The sequence below is a fragment of the Nocardia sp. NPDC058244 genome (assembly GCF_042882065.1).
Lineage (GTDB): Bacteria > Actinomycetota > Actinomycetes > Mycobacteriales > Mycobacteriaceae > Nocardia.
In genome coordinates this window covers 155,050-174,259 of record NZ_JBHVWX010000009.1, presented here as the reverse complement: position 1 = coordinate 174,259, position 19,210 = coordinate 155,050, and the positions used below count along the sequence as shown (strand labels likewise).

At 70.4% G+C, this 19,210-nt stretch carries 18 protein-coding genes; 13 read left to right on the top strand and 5 right to left on the bottom strand.

Annotation, left to right across the window (positions count from 1 at the left end; translation table 11 throughout):
• Nucleotides 1-32: 32 nt before the first annotated feature.
• The 6 genes from ACFVW6_RS27330 to ACFVW6_RS27305 all read left to right on the top strand — a co-directional run bounded on the left by ACFVW6_RS27330 (nt 33) and on the right by ACFVW6_RS27305 (nt 6,461).
• Nucleotides 33-965: an IclR family transcriptional regulator gene (locus ACFVW6_RS27330; RefSeq protein ID WP_378826038.1), complete on the top strand. Its 933-nt coding sequence runs from the start codon at nt 33-35 to the stop codon at nt 963-965.
• 104 nt (nt 966-1,069) lie between these two features.
• Complete coding sequence (locus tag ACFVW6_RS27325; protein WP_378826036.1) at nt 1,070-2,023, top strand: hypothetical protein; 954 nt, start codon at nt 1,070-1,072, stop codon at nt 2,021-2,023.
• Nucleotides 2,024-2,064: 41 nt separating this feature from the next.
• Nucleotides 2,065-2,736: a GntR family transcriptional regulator gene (locus tag ACFVW6_RS27320; RefSeq protein WP_365011605.1), complete on the top strand. Its 672-nt coding sequence runs from the start codon at nt 2,065-2,067 to the stop codon at nt 2,734-2,736.
• Nucleotides 2,737-2,793: 57 nt separating this feature from the next.
• On the top strand, nt 2,794-4,179 hold the full coding sequence (locus ACFVW6_RS27315; protein ID WP_378826033.1) for an allophanate hydrolase: 1,386 nt from the start codon (nt 2,794-2,796) through the stop codon (nt 4,177-4,179).
• The gene (locus ACFVW6_RS27310; protein WP_378826031.1) at nt 4,176-4,865 is read left to right on the top strand and encodes a cysteine hydrolase family protein; all 690 of its coding nucleotides are present in this window, start codon (nt 4,176-4,178) and stop codon (nt 4,863-4,865) included. The genes ACFVW6_RS27315 and ACFVW6_RS27310 overlap by 4 nt, the downstream gene beginning before the upstream one ends.
• A 15-nt stretch (nt 4,866-4,880) precedes the next feature.
• Nucleotides 4,881-6,461: a regulator gene (locus tag ACFVW6_RS27305; protein ID WP_378826029.1), complete on the top strand. Its 1,581-nt coding sequence runs from the start codon at nt 4,881-4,883 to the stop codon at nt 6,459-6,461.
• A 22-nt stretch (nt 6,462-6,483) separates the two neighbouring features.
• On the opposite strand, the gene ACFVW6_RS27300 is transcribed toward ACFVW6_RS27305, so the two are convergent.
• Entirely contained in the window at nt 6,484-6,987 is a 504-nt protein-coding gene (locus ACFVW6_RS27300) for a MarR family winged helix-turn-helix transcriptional regulator (RefSeq protein WP_378826027.1), read from the bottom strand.
• Nucleotides 6,988-7,080: 93 nt separating this feature from the next.
• On the opposite strand from ACFVW6_RS27300, the gene ACFVW6_RS27295 reads away from it, so the two are divergent.
• Nucleotides 7,081-9,177 carry an MMPL family transporter gene (locus ACFVW6_RS27295; protein ID WP_378826025.1) on the top strand — a complete coding sequence of 699 codons (2,097 nt, stop codon included), beginning with the start codon at nt 7,081-7,083 and terminating at the stop codon, nt 9,175-9,177.
• 15 nt (nt 9,178-9,192) lie between these two features.
• Here the strand turns inward: ACFVW6_RS27295 and ACFVW6_RS27290 are convergent, their stop codons facing one another.
• The gene (locus ACFVW6_RS27290) at nt 9,193-10,041 is read right to left on the bottom strand and encodes an NAD(P)H-binding protein (RefSeq protein ID WP_378826022.1); all 849 of its coding nucleotides are present in this window, start codon (nt 10,039-10,041) and stop codon (nt 9,193-9,195) included.
• A 94-nt stretch (nt 10,042-10,135) separates the two neighbouring features.
• Here ACFVW6_RS27290 and ACFVW6_RS27285 point away from each other — a divergent pair, with 94 nt between their 5' ends.
• Nucleotides 10,136-11,026: a DUF5995 family protein gene (locus ACFVW6_RS27285; protein WP_378826020.1), complete on the top strand. Its 891-nt coding sequence runs from the start codon at nt 10,136-10,138 to the stop codon at nt 11,024-11,026.
• A 121-nt stretch (nt 11,027-11,147) separates the two neighbouring features.
• Here the strand turns inward: ACFVW6_RS27285 and ACFVW6_RS27280 are convergent, their stop codons facing one another.
• Nucleotides 11,148-12,875: a GMC family oxidoreductase gene (locus ACFVW6_RS27280; protein ID WP_355271948.1), complete on the bottom strand. Its 1,728-nt coding sequence runs from the start codon at nt 12,873-12,875 to the stop codon at nt 11,148-11,150.
• Nucleotides 12,876-12,974: 99 nt separating this feature from the next.
• Between ACFVW6_RS27280 and ACFVW6_RS27275 the strand changes: the two genes are divergently transcribed.
• The 4 genes from ACFVW6_RS27275 (at nt 12,975) to ACFVW6_RS27260 (ending at nt 16,292) form a co-directional block, all read left to right on the top strand.
• Nucleotides 12,975-13,706 carry a MerR family transcriptional regulator gene (locus ACFVW6_RS27275; protein ID WP_365011618.1) on the top strand — a complete coding sequence of 244 codons (732 nt, stop codon included), beginning with the start codon at nt 12,975-12,977 and terminating at the stop codon, nt 13,704-13,706.
• A 7-nt stretch (nt 13,707-13,713) separates the two neighbouring features.
• Nucleotides 13,714-14,433 (top strand): TetR/AcrR family transcriptional regulator, encoded by a 720-nt coding sequence (locus ACFVW6_RS27270; RefSeq protein ID WP_378826016.1) that lies wholly within the window; start codon nt 13,714-13,716, stop codon nt 14,431-14,433.
• Nucleotides 14,434-14,572: 139 nt separating this feature from the next.
• The gene (locus tag ACFVW6_RS27265) at nt 14,573-15,166 is read left to right on the top strand and encodes a hypothetical protein (protein WP_378826014.1); all 594 of its coding nucleotides are present in this window, start codon (nt 14,573-14,575) and stop codon (nt 15,164-15,166) included.
• A gap of 127 nt (nt 15,167-15,293) precedes the next feature.
• Nucleotides 15,294-16,292 (top strand): diiron oxygenase, encoded by a 999-nt coding sequence (locus ACFVW6_RS27260; RefSeq protein ID WP_355271956.1) that lies wholly within the window; start codon nt 15,294-15,296, stop codon nt 16,290-16,292.
• 7 nt (nt 16,293-16,299) lie between these two features.
• On the opposite strand, the gene ACFVW6_RS27255 is transcribed toward ACFVW6_RS27260, so the two are convergent.
• Nucleotides 16,300-17,019 (bottom strand): TetR/AcrR family transcriptional regulator, encoded by a 720-nt coding sequence (locus tag ACFVW6_RS27255; protein WP_378826011.1) that lies wholly within the window; start codon nt 17,017-17,019, stop codon nt 16,300-16,302.
• 38 nt (nt 17,020-17,057) lie between these two features.
• The gene (locus tag ACFVW6_RS27250) at nt 17,058-18,380 is read right to left on the bottom strand and encodes a family 1 glycosylhydrolase (protein ID WP_378826009.1); all 1,323 of its coding nucleotides are present in this window, start codon (nt 18,378-18,380) and stop codon (nt 17,058-17,060) included.
• A 339-nt stretch (nt 18,381-18,719) separates the two neighbouring features.
• On the opposite strand from ACFVW6_RS27250, the gene ACFVW6_RS27245 reads away from it, so the two are divergent.
• Nucleotides 18,720-19,205 carry a nitroreductase family deazaflavin-dependent oxidoreductase gene (locus ACFVW6_RS27245; RefSeq protein ID WP_378826007.1) on the top strand — a complete coding sequence of 162 codons (486 nt, stop codon included), beginning with the start codon at nt 18,720-18,722 and terminating at the stop codon, nt 19,203-19,205.
• Nucleotides 19,206-19,210 lie beyond the last annotated feature (5 nt).

Here is a 19,210-nt window from a genome sequence, read left to right as displayed (position 1 = left end):
TTGTCGAATACTCGACGCTATTGTTCGATATTGTGACACCGACGATAAGCCGGGCCGAGCGCGCCGGTCAAGAGGTGACCCCGGAATCCGTGCGCGAGGTGGCGGAGCCAGGCGTGGCCTCGCCCCCGACGCAACGAGTCGTGAAGGTGCTCGAGCTGCTGTCCCGGCATCCGGCGGACCGGTTGTCGCTGGCGCGCATCGTCCGGGAGGCCGGGCTGTCCAGGGCCACCGCGCACGCCGTCCTCACCCAGCTCACCGCCGACGGCTGGACCGTCCGCGACGACGACGGGTGCTACGGCATCGGCCTGCGCCTGCTCACCGTCGCCCGGCGCGCCGAAGCGGCGTTTCCCCTGCGCCGGACCGCGGCGCCGCACCTGCGCGCGCTGTGCGAACGCACCGGCGACCCGGTGTTCCTGGCCGAACGCGACGGCGAGAGCATCGTGGTCACCGAGGTGGTCGGTGACCCGTCCGCCGGGTGGATCCGCGCGGGCCGCAGGCTCCCGCTCGCGCCGCCGGTCTGCCGGGAGTTCGTCGCCTGGGCGCCCGAACCCGTCCGGCGGGCGTGGCTCGCGGCCGCCGACCCGGCCCATCGCGACCGCCTGACGCGTGTGCTCGCCGAGATCCGGCAGCGCGGCTACTCCGTCGAACGCCTCGTCGACGACTCGACGCCGATGCTCGAGGTGCTCGCCGGCCTGCGCGATACGCCGATCACCGCCGCGCTGCGCGCCCAGCTCGGCTCGGTCATCACCGAACTGATCACCATCGACTACCTGCCCGACGAACTCGGCCGGGAGAACGCGGTCGTCACCCTCGCCGCGCCCGTGCGCGACGCGAGCGGCGCGGTGGTGGCGGCGGTGGTCAGCTGTCCCGACGCCCGCCTGTCGGCCGCTGCCGTGAGCGCGCTCGGCGCGGCCACTGTCGCTGCCGCGGAACAGATCAGCGCGCACGCGATCCACCCGGCCTGACCCGTCGTCCGGACCACCGCGGCCGACCGTTCGCCATTAGGCTGGCGGGGAGAACCCGGCCGTACCAGCGGGATGGTCGCGGCAGGTGTGAGAGAGGACTCGACGTGGCGGACGACAGCGATCGCTGGTGGGAAGCACCGGGACTGGGGCAGCCGCCGCAGACCGGTCCGGATCCGTACGCGCAGCCCGCGCCACCGCAGCCCTATGGCTACCCGCAACCGCAGCAGGGCGCGTATCCGCCGCCCCAGTACGGCGCACCGCAGCCGGGGTACGGGCAGGCGCCGTACGGTCAGCAGCCGTACGGCTATGCGCCACAGCCCGCTCCGGGCCCGCCGCGGCGCGGTGGCGGTGGGGGCGCGGGCGTGATCATCGCCGTGGTGGTCGTGGCGGTGCTGATCGTGGCCGTCGGCATCGTCGCCGTCGTACTCGGCACCCGTTCCTCCGACGACACCACCACCGCGTCCTCGTCGTCGGTCACCTCGGCGCCGGTGCCCACCGGATCGCTGTCGGGCACGACCACCGCCCCGGTGACGCCGGGGGCGAAGGGCGTGCTCATCCCCACCTATCGCGTCGCCTACGACGTGCCGTCGACCTGGGCGGTCGCCCCGTCCTACGACACGATGAGCTTCAGCACGGCGAACGGCTCCATCGACGGCCGTGGCCAGTCGACCGAGGGCGAGAAGTACTGCCCTGGCTCGGCGTATCGCGCCATGGCCGCCGTCACCGCGACTACGGAATCCGATCCGGCCGCCGCCGCGAAGACGGTCGCGAAAATCGCCGCGGCGGGCGGGTATTCGGATCCCAGCGGTGGCAAGCTCACCACGCCGACCTCGCTGACCACGCAGAGCGGAGTCGCGGGCCAGTTCGTGGAGAGCACGGGACCATGGAAGCCCCAGCTGTCCGGTTGCACCGCCAACGCCTACTCGGTCTACACCTTCGCCTTCCGCAACGCGGCGGGCACCCTGCTCGTGCTGACCATCCTCGTCGACCGCAATACGAGCGGGGAGATGAGCGCCGACGAGGCGAAGAAGCTGATCACCAGCCTGCGCCTGGTCTAGCGGCCGGGGCCGCCCGGCCGCGGTGTTCGTAGACTCGACCTATGACGGCAGCGGCATCCGATTCGACTGTGCTACCGGCGAGTCTGGTGGAGATGACGGCGCGGCACGTGCGGGCCGAGGTACTCAGTGGCGCGCTGGCCCCGGGCGTGCGGGTAGGGGAGGAGGCGCTGTGCGCGCGGCTGGGCATCAGCCGGGCGCCGGTCCGCGAGGCCCTGCGGCGCCTGGCCGAGCAGGGCTTGATCGAGCACCTGCCGCGGCGGGGCTACCGGGTGATGGTGTGGTCGGCGGCCGACATCGTCCAATTGTTCGAGGTACGACGGGCATTGGAGCGTCATGCGCTGTCCACCGCGCTGCCGCACCCCGATCTGGACCGCGGGCTCGGGGGCGTGCGCTCCGCACTCGACGAGCTGACCGACGCCGACCGGCGCGGCGACTGGGTCGCCCGCGACGACGCGCATCGCCGCTTCCACGCCGAGATCGTGGCGCTGGCGGGCAATCGGCAGCTCGATCTGGTGTACGGCCAGATCCTGGTGAAACTGCAACTGGCGATGGCGCGCAACCTGCGCGAGGAGACCGAGGTCGCCGCCCGCCGCGACGGCGTGCGCAGACACCGCGAGCTCTTGGCCGCGGTCGCCTCGAACGACCCGGCCGTCGCCGAGGCCGCTTTGCGGCAGCACGGCGAGCAAACATACCTGAAACTCGGTATCTGCTAACACATCCGATACAGACGGCGCCTCCGGCCGTCACACATTTTGTCGACAATCGACAACATGATCGGTTCGGCAGGCCCCACGGTCGCGGAAATCCTCGCCCAGCACCAGGACGGCAACGGTTCGCCGACCAGAACCGCCGCGCGGGTCGCCGACGCGATCACGGCGCGCGGCGACGACGGCACCTGGATCACCCCGGTGCCGCGGGCCGCGTTGCTCGCCGCCGCCGCGGAGATCGAGCGTAGGCCGGGGGCACGAGCACTGCCGTTGTACGGCGTCCCGTTCGGGGTGAAGGACAGCATCGATGTCGCCGGCTACCCGACCACACTGGCCTGCCCGGACTACGCCTACACCGCGACCCGGACAGCCCCCGCCGTGCAGCGGCTGCTCGACGCGGGCGCACTGTTCGTCGGGAAGACCAATCTCGACCAGTTCGCGACCGGCCTCAACGGCACCAGGACGCCGTATCCGATGCCGCGCAGCGTCTTCGGCGGCGACCTGATTTCCGGCGGCTCCAGCTCCGGGTCGGCGCTGGCGGTCGCGCTCGGCCAGGTGCCGTTCTGTGTCGCCACCGACACCGCGGGCTCGGGCCGGGTGCCCGCCGCCCTCAACGGGATCGTCGGCTGGAAGCCGTCGCGCGGGCTGATCAGCACCGTGGGGCTGGTGCCCGCCTGCAAGTCGCTGGACTGCCTGACCCTGATGGGCACCACGATCGAGGACCTCGACCTGGTCTTCGACATCATCGCCGGGGTCGACCACGACGACCCGTGGACACGGGCCCGCGGACCGCGCTACCGCGGCACGCCGATCCGGGTCGGCCTGCCCGCCGAGACCGACCTCGACTTCTTCGGCGACGACGCCATGCGCGTCGCCCACCTCGCGGCCCGGGATCGCCTGCCGCGCTCCGGTTTCGACTGCGTGGCGACCACGCTCGCGCCGTTCCTGGACGCCGGGTCCCTGCTCTACCAGGGCCCCTGGGTCGCCGAACGGCTCGTCGAGTTCGAGACCTTCCTCGCCGAACGGCCCGACTCGCTGCTGCCGGTGATCCGCGAGATCCTCACCGGCGGACAGCGCTTCACCGCGGTCGACGTGTTCCGCGCCCAGCAGCGGTTACAGGAACTGCGCGCCCGTGTCGGCCTGCTGTGGGCGGACTTCGACGTGATGGTGGTGCCGACCATCGGCACCACCTTCACCGTCGACCAGGTCCTGGCCGACCCGATCGCGACCAACACCGTCCTCGGGCACTACACCCACTTCGGCAATCTGCTCGACCTCACCGCGGTCGCCGTGCCCGCGGGCACCACCCGCGACGGCAGGCCCGTCTCGCTCATGGTGTTCGGGCCCGCCCTCGCCGACGACACCGTCCTCACGGCCGCCGCCCGCCTGCTCGACGAACCGCGCGCCGTCACCCCGTCCCGCTCCACCGTTCTCGAGGACCACCGATGACCGAGATCCCCGCCACCCCAGTACCGTTCCCCTTCGACCCGGCCACGACCGCGCTGCTCGTGATCGACATGCAGCGCGACTTCCTGCTCCCGGGCGGCTTCGGCGAGAGCCTGGGCAACGATGTCTCGCTGTTACGCGCGGTCATCGACCCGCTGGCCGGGCTGATCGCCGCCGCGCGCGCGTCGGGCGTGCCGGTGATCCACACCAGGGAAGGCCATCTGCCGGATCTCTCGGACTGTCCACCCGCGAAACTGCGACGGGGCAACCCCGCCCAGCGCATCGGCGATCCCGGCGCGTTCGGCCGCATCCTGATCCGCGGCGAGTACGGGCACGACATCGTCGACGAGCTCGCGCCGATCGAGGGGGAGGTGGTGATCGACAAGCCGGGCAAGGGCGCGTTCTACGCGACCGAGCTCGGCGCGGTGCTGGACCGGCTCGCGATCACCTCGCTGCTGGTCACCGGGGTCACCACGGAGGTGTGCGTGCACACCACCGTCCGCGAGGCCAACGACCGCGGCTACGAGTGCCTGGTCGTCGCCGACTGTGTCGGCTCCTATTTCCCCGAGTTCCAGCGCGTCGGGCTGGCGATGATCGCCGCCCAGGGCGGGATCTTCGGGTGGGTGGCCGACTCGGCCGTCGTCGTCGGCGCGCTGACAACCACCACCGCTTCCCCCGTCACGGCCTAGCGAACAGGAACACCCATGTCCGTCGACACGACCACCACCAGCAAAGCTCCCGAACCCCCTGCGCCCCTGGTCCTTCCGTGGTGGACGCGCGGTGACACCAATGCCTTCTTCGGCCTGGCGTTCAACATCCTCGTCAACGTCTTGACCCTCACGACGCTCACCATCGCCGTGGTGAAGATCCCGAGCGGCGATGTGCTCGGCACCGTGCTGCCCGCGCTCGGGGTCGCGCTGGTCCTGGGCAACCTCTACTACATGGTCCTCGCGCGGCGGCTGGCCCGGCGGGAGAATCGTGGCGATGTCACCGCGCTGCCGTACGGGCCGAGTGTGCCGCACATGTTCATCGTCGTGTTCGTGGTGATGCTGCCGATCTATCTGAAGACCGGAGATCCCCTGCAGGCGTGGGCCGCCGGGCTGGCCTGGGCCTTCATGATCGGCGTCATCGTGATGATCGGCGCCTTCGTCGGGCCCTACATCCGGCGGGTCACCCCGCGCGCCGCCATGCTCGGCACGCTGGCCGGTATCTCGATCACCTTCATCGCCATGCGGCCCGCCGCGCAGATGTGGGAAGCGGCCTGGATCGGTCTGCCGGTGCTGGCCATCATCCTGATCGGCTTCTTCACCGATGTGAAACTGCCGGGCAATATCCCGGTCGGACTGGTGGCGCTGCTGGTGGGTACGGCGATCGGCTGGATCGGCGGCTATCTGTCCGCACCGGACGTGGCGCAGGCGGCGAGCGATATCGCGCTGGGCCTGCCGGATCTGCGCCTGGATCTGCTCTTCGACGGACTGGGTAATCTGGCACCGCTGCTGGCCACCGCCATTCCCCTCGGCATCTACAACTTCACCGAGGCGATGAGCAATGTCGAGAGCGCCGCGGCCGCGGGGGACAACTACAACCTGCGCAGCGTCCTGCTGGCCGACGGGTTCGGCGCGGTCATCGGGGCCGGTTTCGGCTCACCGTTCCCGCCCGCGGTCTACATCGGCCATCCCGGCTGGAAGGACGCCGGTGGGCGTACCGGGTACTCGCTGGCCAGTGGGCTGACCATCGGCGTCATGTGTCTGCTCGGCCTGTTCGGCGTGCTGGCGACGGTGCTGCCGATTCCGGCGATCGTGCCGATCCTGCTCTACATCGGCCTGCTGATCGGCGCCCAAGCGTTCCAGGCCGTCCCCCGGCTGCACGCGGTGGCGGTGGTCGCCGCCCTGCTGCCCAACCTCGCGGAGTGGGCGGTGACCCAGATCGACAACGCGCTGTCGGCGGCGGGCACCTCGGCCGACAAGGTCGGCTCGGCGGCGCTGGGCCAGGCCGGCGTGGTGTACGACGGGCTGAAGACGTTCGGCTCCGGCGCGGTGCTGGCCGGTCTCGTGCTCGGCGCGATCGTCACGTTCATCCTCGACAAACGGTTCCGCGCAGCGGGACTCGCCGCGCTCATCGGCGCGGCACTGAGCTGGATCGGGCTCATCCACGCGCACGCGGTCGAGTGGGCGGCCGCGCCGCAGGTGGCCCTCGGGTACGCCTTCTTCGCGATCGTCTGCCTGGCCTATTCGGTACTGCCCTCGACCTCGACGGCGGCCGAGCCGACGGTCGACGAGACCTGATCGACGCGTCTGCGGTGCCGGTCTATCCGGGTTCGGGCAGGTCGGCGTAGAACTCGCGCAGGGCGGCCGTCACCCCGACCAGCACCCGGTGGGCGGCCGCCAGATCGCTGTCGGGCAGGTCCGCGAGCGCCGATCGGGTCCGGGCGCTGAGCGGTCCGAAGAACCCGGCCGCCACGGCCATGCCGTCCTCGGTGTAGCCGAGGTGCACGCGCCGCCGGTCCGTGGCATCGGGCACTCGCTCGAGGTGGCCGGACTCGATCATCCGCTCCACCAGATAGGTGACCGCGGGCGCGGAGACGCCCATCAGCTTGCTCAGCTGACCCGCGGTCACCGGCGTGCCCTCGGCCTCGGCGGTCGCCACATGCATCAGGGCGCGGAAATCGTTCGGGCGCAAGTTGTTCGAGCGTGCGAAGACGTGCCCGATCTGCTCCGAGATCGCGGTCAGCGCGCGCAGATCCCGGGCGATCTCGGTCTGGAGCCCCGCCCGGTCGACGGCCGGATCGGTGGTCACGCTGTCCTCGCCCACGCGTTGTCTCCTCTCGCTACCCGGCTGCGAGCTTAGCGCCCGGACGGCCCGCCATTGCCCATTAGTTAAGTTTCTGAAATAGTCTCCCCCGTGATGCGAGGGAGCGACGGACAGGGATGGGACCGGTTCGCCGGGTTGGTGACCGGTCGGCGATCGTGGGCGGTGCTGCTGGCCGTGCTCGTGGCCGCGATAGCGATGATGGGCTGGGCAGGCGGCAACGACAGCGCGGGGCAGGCGCCGGTGTCCCTGCCCGCGTCGGCGGAATCGGCGCGGGCGGCCGAGGCGGCCGCGCGGTTCCCCGATGCGGGCACCGCCGCCGCGATCATGGTGGCGACGCGGGTCGACGACGGAGTGCTCGCCCCGCCGGATCTCGCGGCGCTGGAGGCCGCCCTCACCCGGGCGGGCGTGCCCGCCTCCGACGGACCGCGCGTCGTGCCCGCACCGGACGGCCGGGCCGTCCTCGCGCAGATTCCGGTGTCCGCCGAGCTCAACGGATTCGCGCTCACCGACCGGATCGAGGAGCTGCGCGGCGCGCTCGCCACCGACCTGCCCGAACCGCTGCGCGTGCAGGTGACCGGCGGACCGGCCTTCGGCGCGGACATCGCCGACTCGTTCTCCGGGGCGAACGCGCTGCTGCTGCTCGTCACCGCGCTGGTGGTGATGGTCCTGCTGATCGTCACCTACCGGTCACCGGTTCTCTGGCTGGTCCCGTTGACGGTCGTCGGACTGGCGGACCGGGTCGCCACCAGCGTCGGCACCGCGCTGGCCCAGCTCACCGGACTCACCTTCGACGGGTCGACCTCGGGCATCACCAGCGTGCTGGTCTTCGGCGCCGGCACCAACTACGCCCTGCTGCTGGTGTCGCGCTACCGCGACGAACTGCACCGGCACACCGACCATCGGGTGGCCCTGCGGGCGGCGGTGCGGCACGCCGCGCCCGCCATCGTCGCCAGCAACATCACCGTCGTGCTCGCCCTGCTGACCCTGCTGCTCGCCCTGCTGCCCAACACGCGCAGCCTGGGCGCGTTCGCCGCGGCGGGTCTCGTCGTCGCGCTGGTCTTCGTCCTCGCCGCGCTGCCCCCGGCCCTCGCGCTGTGCGGGCGACGGGTGTTCTGGCCGTTCGTGCCGCGCGCGGACGGTCGCGATACGGCCGCGCACGGCGTCTGGTCGGCCGTGGCGAACCGTGTCGTGCGCAGGCCCGCGCTGGTGGCCGGAGTCGCGTCGGCGGTCCTGGTGGTGCTCGCCACCGGGCTGGCGACCACGGATATCGGACTCGCGCGCACCGAGCAGTTCCGGGTCGAGGCGGAATCGGTCGACGGGCTCGAGACCCTGGCACGGCACTTCCCGTCCGGCTCCTCGGATCCGGCCGTGGTGATCGCCCGCACCACCGCGGACGCCGACGTGCGACGGGAGATCGAAGGCGTGCACGGTGTTTCGCGTGCGACGGCCACCGGCGTCGCCGACGCGGGCAGCACCCGCTGGTCGGTCGTGCTGGACGCCGCGCCCGGCTCGGCGGAGGCCTTCACCACCATCGCGGCGATCCGGTCGGCGGTCGGCGCGGTACCCGGCGCCGAGGCGCTCGTCGGCGGGTCCGATGCCGAGGCGCTCGATATCCGCGACGCCGCCCGCCGGGACCAGGCACTGGTCATCCCGCTGATCCTCGCCGTCGTCCTGCTGGTCCTGCTCGTGCTGTTGCGGGCCGTCCCGGCGGCCCTGCTGCTCGTCGGAGTGACGGTGCTCAGCGCGCTCGCCGCGCTCGGTGCCGGGAGCTGGATCAGCGGCACGGTGTTCGGGTTCCCCGCCCTGGACACCAATGTTCCGCTGTTCGGCTTCCTGTTCCTCGTCGCCCTGGGGGTGGACTACACGATCTTCCTGGTCACCAGGGCCCGCGAGGAGGCCGGGGCGCACGGCACCACGCGCGGCATGGTGCGGGCCGTCGCGTCGACGGGGGCCGTCATCACCAGCGCGGGTGTCGTTCTGGCCGCGGTGTTCTGCGTCCTCGGCGTGCTGCCGCTGATCACGCTGACCCAGCTGGGCATCGTCGTCGGAATCGGCATCCTGCTCGACACCTTCGTGGTGCGGACCCTGGTGGTGCCCGCGCTGTTCGCGTTGCTCGGCGACCGCGTGTGGTGGCCGACGTCGCCCACGACAACCGCGGCGGCACCGGCCGAGCCGATCCACGCGGCGTGACCCGCGTCGCCGCGATCAGGGCGTGTGCGGCAAGGAGGCCAGATAGTCGCGGAAGTCGGTGGCCTGGCGACCGGTGAGGGTGGCCACCGCGTCGGAGACCTGGGCGAGATCGCCCTGCGCGATGGCGGTGTAGGTGCTCACCCAGCCGTCGACCTCCCACCGCGGCGCGTCGTAGCTCGCCCGCGTGGCGTACGCCTCGTCGACGGTCTGATCGACGAAACGGTAAGGGCGGCCGAGGATTTCGGTCATCTCGGCGGCAGCGGTCGACAGTGTGAAGGCCCGCGGACCGGTGAGGTCGAAGGTCTCGCCGGTATAGGTGGTCGTGGTGAGCACGGCGGCGGCGCAGTCGGCCACATCGGCGCGGGTCACCGCGGCCACGGTGCCGTCACCGGCGGGCCCCGCGATCACGCCGTCGGCGTCGGCGAAGTGCGGGATGATGTCCTGATACTGGTTGTCGCGCAGGAACGTGAAGTCCAGGCCCGACTGCCGGATGGCCTGCTCGGTGAACCAGTGATCGCGGCCGAAGGTGAAGGTGCAGTCCGGCGCGGCACCGACGAACGACAGGTACACGATGCGCCGCACACCCGCGCCGCGGGCCGCGTTGACCACCGTCGACTGCTGCGCGGCGCGATCGGCGCTCTCGGTGGCCGAGACGAAGAAGAAGGTCTGCACGCCCGCCAGCGCGGCGGCCACCGTGTCCGGATCGGCGTAGTCGATGACCGCCGTGCTCGCCCCCGCGATCGACGGCAGGCGGTCGAGACGCCGGCCGAGCAACCGCAAGGGCGCGCTCGAGTCCGCGAGCAGCCGGGCGACCCGCCCGCCGATCTGTCCACTGGCCCCTGAAATCGCAATGGTTTCCGGCATCCGCCCAGGCTATTGCACCCGGGGTGCGCGGAGGGACGCGCCGGTCGCCGTGTCGCGTTCTGCGGTTCGGCCGCGCGGATGGTGGAATCTGCGGGTGCGTGTATCGAGCGGGATCGCCGCTGTCACTGCGGCCGTGATCATGACCTTGCCCGCGCTCGTCGCGGCACCGGCGAGCGGCGCGGTCCGCGACACTGCCTGCGGGTCGACACTGTCGGGCGGGAACATCGCCGAGATCGCGCGTCTCTCGGACACGTCGACGATCTCCGGCGCCGATGCGCTGGCCCGGCTCGAGGACGCCGTCGCCCGCCATCACCGGATCACCGAGATCCTCGTCGAGCACCGCGACCTGCGCGGCCTGTTCGCGATCGGGCTCGACGCGGTCGAATACGCCGCCGTCATGCCGCTGCAGCGCGATCCCGGCGCCTTCGTGAATCGCGAGTACGCGCACGCGATCAGCACCGAACTGCTGCGCCGTTTCCTCGACAACCTGCACGCCGAATTCACCGGCGGTGTCACCGAGCCGCAGTGGGCGCACTATTTCGCCCTCGCGCAGGACTGCGGCGCCTCTCGCGCGCGCACCGCGATGGCGGGCTACAACGCCCACCTGACCGTGGATCTGACGTATTCGGTGGCGGCCGTGGGTAGCCGACCGGAGAACGCGCAGGACTACTTCGAGATCGTCGCCACCATCGCCGCCGCGGGCGACCTCATCGTCGACCGCACCAAGGCGGCCTACGGCGCCGACCTCGGCCCGCTGTGGCGCTTCTACTTCGTCGGTGAAGGACTCGACCAGCTTTTCGGCGCGGGTGTGGCCACCGAACAGCTGCTCATCGCCGCCGATCTCGGCGCCAACACCGTCATCTTCACCAATGGTCTGGCCCTCCAGGACCCCGCCCTCGCCCCGACGGTCCGCGCGGAGGTCACCGCGCTGTGGCAGGCCGCCGACCTCGCCTTCGAAGCCCTCGCTCGGATCAACGCCCTCTGAGTCTGCTGGTACCTGGGCGCCGGACGGCATCGAGGTCACGCGATTCGCGGAAACCCGAGAACGGGAACGGCCCCGGACAGCGGTGTGAACCGTTGTCCGGGGCCGGATTTCGCGGCGGGGGTCAGCCCGCGGTCTGCTCCTTGCTGCGGATCTCCACGATCGGCAGCACCAGGGCGGCGGGCGCGCCCGCGGGGACGGCGGGCTGCTGCGGGGCGACGGGGGCGATCCGGGTGTAGCCGGCGCTCTGCTCGGGGCGGGTGTCGACCTCGCCCTTGTTCGGCCAGTAGGCGGCGGCGCGCTCGGCCTGGGCGGTGATGGTCAGCGACGGGTTCACGCCCAGGTTGGCCGAGACGGCGGCGCCGTCGACGACGCTCAGGGTGGGGTAGCCGAAGACGCGGTGGTAGGCGTCGATCACGCCGTGCTCGCGGTCGGCGCCGATCGCGGCACCACCCAGGAAGTGCGCGGTGAGCGGGACATTGAACACCTCACCCCAGGTGCCGCCCGCGACACCGCCGATCTTCTCCGCGACCCGGCGGGTGACATCGTTGCCCGCCGGAATCCAGGTCGGATTCGGTTCGCCGTGGCCCTGCTTGGAGGTGAGCTTGCGCCCGCCGAACAGGCCACGCTTGGTGTAGGTGGTGATCGAGTTGTCCAGGTGCTGCATCACCAGCGAGATGATGGTGCGCTCGCTCCAGTTCTTCACGCTCAGGAAGCGCAGCAGCAACAGCGGATGCAGCAGCGCGATACCGAGGAAGCGCAGCCAGCGCGGGACCTTGCCACCACCGTCGACCATGAGGGTCTGCAGCAGGCCCATCGAGTTCGAGCCCTTGCCGTAGCGGACGGGCTCGACGTGGGTGTCGGGCGTCGGATGGATCGAGGAGGTGATCGCGACACCCTTGGTGAAGTCCTGGCCGGGCGCGAGGGTCTTGGTCGCGGCGCCGACGATGGACTCGGAGTTGGTGCGGGTCAGCAGGCCCAGCGTGTCCGAGAGGTTCGGAAGCACACCCTGATCGCGCATCGAGTGCAGCAGCTTCTGGGTGCCGAGCGTGCCCGCGGCCAGCACGACCTGTCCGGCCGTGAAAGTCTTCGGGTCCTTGCGCACCCACGCGCCGGTGCGCTCGGTCGCGACGTCCCAGGTGCCGTCGGGCAGCGGGCGCAAGGCGGTGACCGTCGTCATCGGAATGATCTGCGCCCCGGCCTTTTCCGCCAGGTAGAGGTAATTCTTGACGAGGGTGTTCTTGGCGCCGAACTTGCAGCCGACCATGCAGTCGCCGCACTCCACACAGCCGGTGCGCTCGGGTCCGGCACCACCGAAGTACGGGTCGGCCACGGTCTGGCCCGGCTCACCGAAGAAGACGCCGACCGGGGTCTGCACGAAGGTGTCGCCGACGCCCATGTCCTCGGCGACCGCCTTGAAGATCTCGTCCGCGGGGGTCATGTGCGGGTTGCGCACCACACCGAGCATCTTCTGGGCCCGCTCGTAGTACGGGGTGAGCTCGGAGCGCCAGTCGGTGATGTCGCGCCACTGGGCGTCCTGGAAGAACGGCTCCGGCGGCACGTAGAGGGTGTTGGCGTAGTTCAGCGAACCGCCGCCGACGCCGGCGCCGCCGAGGATCAGGACATCGCGCAGGGGGTGGATGCGCTGGATGCCGAAGCAGCCGAGCTTGGGCGCCCACAGGAACTTGCGCAGGTCCCAGCTGGTCTTGGGCAGTTCGTCGTCGGCGAACCGGCGACCCGCCTCGAGAATGCCGACCTTGTAGCCCTTTTCGACCAGGCGCAGCGCGGTGACACTGCCACCGAAGCCGGAGCCGACGATCAAGACGTCGAAGTCGGTGGTGCGATCGGACATACGAGGGCTCCTCGATCGGTGTCGACAGTGACGTCGGTAACGCTAACGTCGACAGCCAGAGCTGTCAAAGTCCGGCGCGGGCGGCCCTATGCTGGTCGGGTGCCCCGATACACCCGAGCGGAACTCGCCGACGTCAGCGGCGTCGCGGCGCGCACCATCCGCTACTACCACTCGCTCGGCGTGCTGCCGAAACCCGGCCGCGCGGGCAAGGAGGTCGTCTACTCCGACGCGCACCTGGACCGGCTCCGCGACATCGTCGCCATGCAGGCCCGCGGGCTGCGCCTGGACGCCATCCGCGAGGTGTTCGACGCCGAGCCGTCGCCCGGTGCGGGCGACTGGCGCACGCTGTTCGATCCGCGCGCCGTGCAGGCGGGCGAGCGGACGGTGATCGTCGACGACGCCGAGCTGACCGAACTGCTCGGCGATCGCGGCACCGATGTCCTCGCCGAGCTCATCGCGGCGGGCTACCTCGAGCGTCGGGACGACACCTGGTTCGTGCCCGACCGCCCGATGCTGAAGGGCGCGCTCGTGCTCTACGACGTCGGCACCGACATCACCCTCAGCGGCGTCCTGCGCACCCTGATCCGGGAGCGGATCGCCGACCTGGCCGACGACGTGGTGCGCACGGTGCGCGCCGCCGCGGGCACGGGGTACGGCGGCGAGGACGTCGGCGTCGACCTGAGCCGGTTCCGCGAGCAGTTCCTGGCCATGGCGTGGGAGGTCGGCGGCGCGACCTTCGCCGCCGAGATCGAACGCGCGGCCGGCGTCGTCGAGCCGGTCGCCGACACAGCCGACCGGCGGCGGCTGGACCGTGCCGCGGGTGCGCGATGATCGGGAGATGAGTACCGACCGACCGGGGCCGCGGGCACTGGCGCGCGCCCAGACTCTCGCCGACATCAAACGGATCGGCCGCGAGCACCTCGCCTCGCAGGGCGCGGCGGCGTTGTCGCTGCGCGCCGTCGCCCGCGACCTGGGTGTCGTGTCGTCGGCGGTGTACCGGTACGTGCGCAGCCGCGACGAGTTGCTGACCCTGCTCGTGGTGGACGGCTACAACGCGCTCGGCGATGCCGTCGACGCGGCTCTGGCCGATGCGCCCGACGACCCGGCGACGCGCTTCCGCGTGGTCGCCCGGACCGTGCGCACCTGGGCACTGGCCGAGCCGGCCTGGTACGGCCTGCTGTTCGGCACCCCCGTGCCTGGCTACGCCGCTCCCGCCGAGGACACCGAGACACCCGGAATCCGGGTGATCGCGACCCTGCTCGGCATCATCGACAGTGCCTTCCGGGCGGGACGGCTCAGCGCTCCCGCCGTCGAGCCGGTGGTGTCACCGGCGGCGTCGGCGGATTTCACCGCAATTCGCGGGCAATTCGGCATGGCTGCCCCGGACTGGCTGATCGTGGCCGGCCTCACCACCTGGACGACTCTGTTCGGCGCGGTGAACTTCGACGTCTTCGACATGTACGGCCGCGATACCTTCGCCGACCGGGCCGAAGTGTTCGAACTCCAGATCGACCAGATGCTCCGGATGCTCGGGTTCGCGAACGTTGCCGTGAACTAGCTGTTCGGTTCGGTGTGGCGGACCGCCTAGTGTGGACCGGTCGGTACCGTAGCGATCGAGCTGATTCCCACGGTATGTGGAAAGAGAGATGTGTATCCGGCGACGCCCACCGGTGTCGCCAACGAACGGGAGTGCCCGAGTGAATTCACGCGAGGAGATATTGCGTCGCGTCCGTGACGGGCTGCTGGACCTTCCCGACGACGAGCGTCGGGTGCCCATGCGGCGGTCGTCGCGCAACGGCGAGGACGTCGATCCCGCCGAGCGGGCCGCCGTCCTCGCCGAGTTCGCCGCGCGATTGCGCGAACACGGCTCGCTCGTCCGCTCCGTCGACCTCGCCGGCCTGCCCGCGGCGGTCGCCGATGTCCTCTACGGCATGAGCGTGCGCTCGGTCCTGGCCGCGGTCGAACCGGGCCCCGCCTGGCTCGACCACTGGGCGAGCGCTCCCGGCCACGAGGTCGTGCACCGCGGCTCGGGTGCCTCGGCGTCCGGCGACGCCGTGGTCCGCGACGCGGTGGCCGGCGACGCCTCCACCGGCTCCCTCGCCCTCGACGTCGACGGCGGCCCCGACGTCTCCGAAGTGGTCCCGCAGGTCTGTGTCGTGCGCGCCGACCGCGTCTTCGGCTCCCTGCCCGACGCCCTCGACCGCCTGGACCCCCGGCGCCCCCTGGTCTGGCTGGGCGGCCCAGGCGACGCCGACCTGGCCCGGCAACTGATCGTCCTCCTCGTCGAATAGCGCTCGACCGGCGGTCACAAGTCGGTGTGGCGGGTTGTGTGGGACCGTAAGTCTCAGTTATTCTCGGATCAACCGGTGTGACGGCGCTTACAGTGCCGCCGACCGGACGCGAACCGAGGAGGCACCGATGACGCTGACCGAATCGAGCCGTGGCGGACTCATCACCGAGGAGTACCGAGATGCGCTGGCGACCCTCTCGCAGGGGTCCGTCGACCGGCATTTCGATCCCTACCTCGATATCGACTGGGATTCGCCGGAGCTCGCCCTTGACCCGAACGACGTGCGCTGGGTTCTCTCACCCGACGTCGACCCGCTGGGCGCCACGCAGTGGTACCGCGACCAGCCGCTGGACCGGCAGATCGCCATCGGGAAGTGGCGGATCTCGAACACCATCAAGGTCGGCGCGGCCTTCGAGAGCATCCTGATCCGCGGAATGATGCAGTACATCATGAAGCTGCCGAACGGCTCGCCCGAGTTCCGGTACTGCCTGCACGAGATGACCGAAGAGTGCAACCACATCCAGATGTTCCAGGAGCTGGTGAACCGCATCGGTGTGGACGTGCCGGGGATGCGCCCGATGTTCAAGGTGCTCTCGCCGCTGATCGGGGTCGCGGGCGGCTACGCCCACACGATCCTGTTCATCGGCATCCTCGGTGGCGAGGAACCGATCGACCACTATCAGAAGGCCGTCATCCGCGAGGGCGCGTCCATGCCGCCGATGGTGTTGCGCACCATGGAGATCCACATCGCCGAGGAAGCGCGCCACATCTCCTTCGCCGGTGAGTTCCTGGCCGCGCACGTCGGCCGGATGGGCAAGTTCAATCGCGGCGCGTGTTCGGTCGCGTTCCCGATCGCCATGCGCTGGCTGGCCGGGGAGATCATGGCGCCGCCGCGCTCGTTCGAGCGCGAGTTCGACATTCCCCGCGAGGTGATCGAGCAGGCGTTCTGGAAGTCGGAGCACTCGCAGAAGATCCTGTCGGGCTACTTCGGTGACATGCGCAAGCTGGCCGACGACCTCGGTCTGATGAACCCGATCGCCCGGCGGTTGTGGCGCACGCTCGGCGTCGACGGTCCGGCCTCGCGCTATCGCAGCGAGCCCGAACGCGGACATCGCCGGGTCGCCTGAGCGGTGTTCAGCCCGTGGCGAGCTGGGTGATGATCTCGACCAGCTGCTGGTCGGGGTCCAGGGTCAGGTCGTGGCGGCGGGCGACACCGTCGACCACGTGCCAGGCGTAGGAGGCGACCTCCTCGATCAGCTGGTCCCTGGTCAGCACCGGGTTCGGGTCGTTGGCCCAGCGCGTGACGGTGGCCTCGGTCATGGACACGATGGCGAAGGTCATCGTGTCGGCCGAGCCGTCGTCGCTCACGCCGACCACACCGGCGAGACCGGTGACCAAGGCTCTGGTGGACGCCGCGATGGTCCCGATCAGCGCGCTCATGGCGTCGATCTCGGAATCGTCGTCCGAGGGGCCGGTGCGCAGGAACTCGTGCAGCCGGGGATGGTCCTCGATCCAGGTCACCACGGCGCCGACCGTGCGCACGAGAATGCTGTGGATGGACCCGTCGGCGATATCGAGCGCATCCTCGATGTCGGCGACGAAACGGTCGGCGATATCGCTGCGGATCCGCCGGTCGAGCTCGTCCCGGCCCGCGAACTGCCGATACACCACGGACTTCGCCAGGCCGGCGTTCTCGGCGATCTGGACGATCGGCACCTCGACGCCGGCGGGTGCCTGCTCGATCAACTCGACCGCCGACAGCACGATCCGCTCCCGGCGGCTGTCGTTGTGCGGCTGCCATCGGGCTTGTCTGCCGCTCACGGCGCTGGAGGGGCGTGACGTTGCGCTCGACACCCGCCCGAGTGTAGAGCACCCGGCACGCGCGGAAACCGCTACCGAGGGACCGACACGGGATCGGTGCAGCTCGTCGCCGCGTCGACCAGCGAGCACGGGACCGGCGCCCGGGTCGGGCGGTAGTCGGCCGGGACCCCGCCGTTCGCGGTGATCGCGCGGTAGGCCGCGACGGCGTCGGTCGGGGTGCGGGTCAGTGTCGGGTCGGTCAGCACGTCGACCGTGTACAGGCCGAATCGCGGTGTGTAGGAACCCCATTCGTAGTTGTCGGTCAGGCTCCAGTAGTTGTAGCCGATGAGCGGAATGCCGTCGGCGACCGCACGCTGTAGCCAGTAGACGGTGTCGCGCAGCGAGTCGGCGCGGGTATAGCCGTCGGCGCGCGGGCGGCCGTTCTCCGTGGGGATGCCGTTCTCGACGATGTAGAGCGGCTTGCCGGGGAAGCGGCGGGCGTAGTGGTCGAGTGCGTAGTAGATGCCCTCGGATTGCAGTGGCAGCGTCCAGAGCCGGTCGAAGTCGGGAACGGTGAGCTGCGTGGGGGAGACGCCGTAGTAGTAGTCGATACCGATGTAGTCGAGGCGGGCGGCGATCCGGTCGAGCAGCGGCCCGCTGACCGCGTCGTCGACGCCGGGGATGAAGGCGATATTGCTGGTGACCTGGGCGCCGGGCTGCACCGAGTGGATGTAGTCGTAGATGCTGTTGTGCGCCCGGGCGATCCGGTCACCCATGGCCGGGACGTCGGCCACGCCGATCCCGCCCTTGCGTACCTCGTTGACGAGGTAGAACGTGGGCTCGTTGAAGGTCACCCACAGCGGGTCCGCACCGGCGAAACGGTCGACCACCACCCGCGCGCTCGCCAGCCAGTTCGACACGATCTCGGGATCGCGCCAGCCACCACGGTCGGCGGCCCAGCCCGGATACACCCAGTGGTCGAGGGTGAGCATCGGGCGCATGCCCGCGTCGGTGATCGTGCGGACCACGTCGTCGTAGAAGGCGAGGGCGCTCTCGTCCCAGACCCCGGGCTGTGGCTGCACCCGCGCCCACTCGATGCCGATGCGGTAGACGCGCACACCGAGATCCGCGGCGAGTGCGATGTCGGAGCGGTACCTGGTGTGGAAGTCCACCGAGTTCAGGTAGGGGTCCTGGGTGGCGCCGGACGCGGCGTAGCGACGCCAATTGCTGTCCGGCGCATCGCCTTCGGCCTGGAATCCGGAAGCGGCCACGCCCCAGAGGAATTCGGGCCCGAGGGGTGCGAGGTGGGCCGGTGCCTGCGGGCGGGCGAGAGCGGGGGAGGGGCTTGTCGTCAGGAGTGCCGCGGTGGTCAAGGCGACCGTGGCGAGGAATCGGCGACCGCTGGGGGAGGGCATGACACTCACTCCTGAAGGGAAGGTGGGGGAGTTGTCCAGTGTGCGTCATCCAGACGGCGGATTCCGGGAATCCCGCCGGTGCGGCGTCGCACCAACCCGACCTTCGATTACTACATGTGGTTACGTAGATATGCGCATCTAAACATGTAATGTCACCTTCACCTCCGGACCCCACACCAGTTCTCTACATGTCCGAACGTCAGCACCGCTCTACTGCATTGACGGCGAGGGTCACTGTCGCCCGCATGTCGCGGCGGCGCTCCGGGTGGGCGAGTGAGTTGTCTCTCAGCGGGCCGTTCCGAGTCGAGGTATCCGTTTCGCTCGAGACAGGATTTCAAGATGCCGCGGAACCCCTTACCTGCCCTCGCACGTGAATTCGCCGCACAGCCCTGGGTCATGCGCGGTGCGGGCATCGTGCTGCCGGCCGAACGACTGCTGCGCAGGCTCAGCGGTGGCCGGTGGGGAGTTCTGGATCTGGCCGGCCTGCCGTCGATCGAGGTCACCGTGGTCGGCCGGAAGTCCGGCCAGCCGCGGACGACTTCGCTGCTGTGCGTCCCCGACGGTGACGGCTTCTATCTCGTCGGCTCGAACTGGGGCAAGCCGGAACATCCCGCGTGGTCGGCGAATCTGCGCGCGGCCCGGACCGCCTCGGTGCGTTACAACAGCAGTTCCGCCTTCCCGGTGACGGTCGCCGAGATCACCGGCGTCGAGCGCAAGCGGGTCTGGGATCTGGCCGTCGAATTCTGGCCCGGCTACGAGATGGAGTTCGAACGCTCCGGCGGCCGCGAGTTCCGCATCTTCCGGCTGGATCGCATCGCCGACTGACCCGA

Coding starts and splice junctions, on each gene's coding strand:
- ACFVW6_RS27320 (WP_365011605.1), top strand. CDS start 2,065: ATGACGGCAGCGGCATCCGATTCGACTGTGCTACCGGCGAGTCTGGTG.
- ACFVW6_RS27315 (WP_378826033.1), top strand. CDS start 2,794: ATGATCGGTTCGGCAGGCCCCACGGTCGCGGAAATCCTCGCCCAGCAC.
- ACFVW6_RS27310 (WP_378826031.1), top strand. CDS start 4,176: ATGACCGAGATCCCCGCCACCCCAGTACCGTTCCCCTTCGACCCGGCC.
- ACFVW6_RS27305 (WP_378826029.1), top strand. CDS start 4,881: ATGTCCGTCGACACGACCACCACCAGCAAAGCTCCCGAACCCCCTGCG.
- ACFVW6_RS27295 (WP_378826025.1), top strand. CDS start 7,081: ATGCGAGGGAGCGACGGACAGGGATGGGACCGGTTCGCCGGGTTGGTG.
- ACFVW6_RS27290 (WP_378826022.1), bottom strand. CDS start 10,041: ATGCCGGAAACCATTGCGATTTCAGGGGCCAGTGGACAGATCGGCGGG.
- ACFVW6_RS27280 (WP_355271948.1), bottom strand. CDS start 12,875: ATGTCCGATCGCACCACCGACTTCGACGTCTTGATCGTCGGCTCCGGC.
- ACFVW6_RS27270 (WP_378826016.1), top strand. CDS start 13,714: ATGAGTACCGACCGACCGGGGCCGCGGGCACTGGCGCGCGCCCAGACT.
- ACFVW6_RS27260 (WP_355271956.1), top strand. CDS start 15,294: ATGACGCTGACCGAATCGAGCCGTGGCGGACTCATCACCGAGGAGTAC.
- ACFVW6_RS27250 (WP_378826009.1), bottom strand. CDS start 18,380: ATGCCCTCCCCCAGCGGTCGCCGATTCCTCGCCACGGTCGCCTTGACC.
- ACFVW6_RS27245 (WP_378826007.1), top strand. CDS start 18,720: ATGCCGCGGAACCCCTTACCTGCCCTCGCACGTGAATTCGCCGCACAG.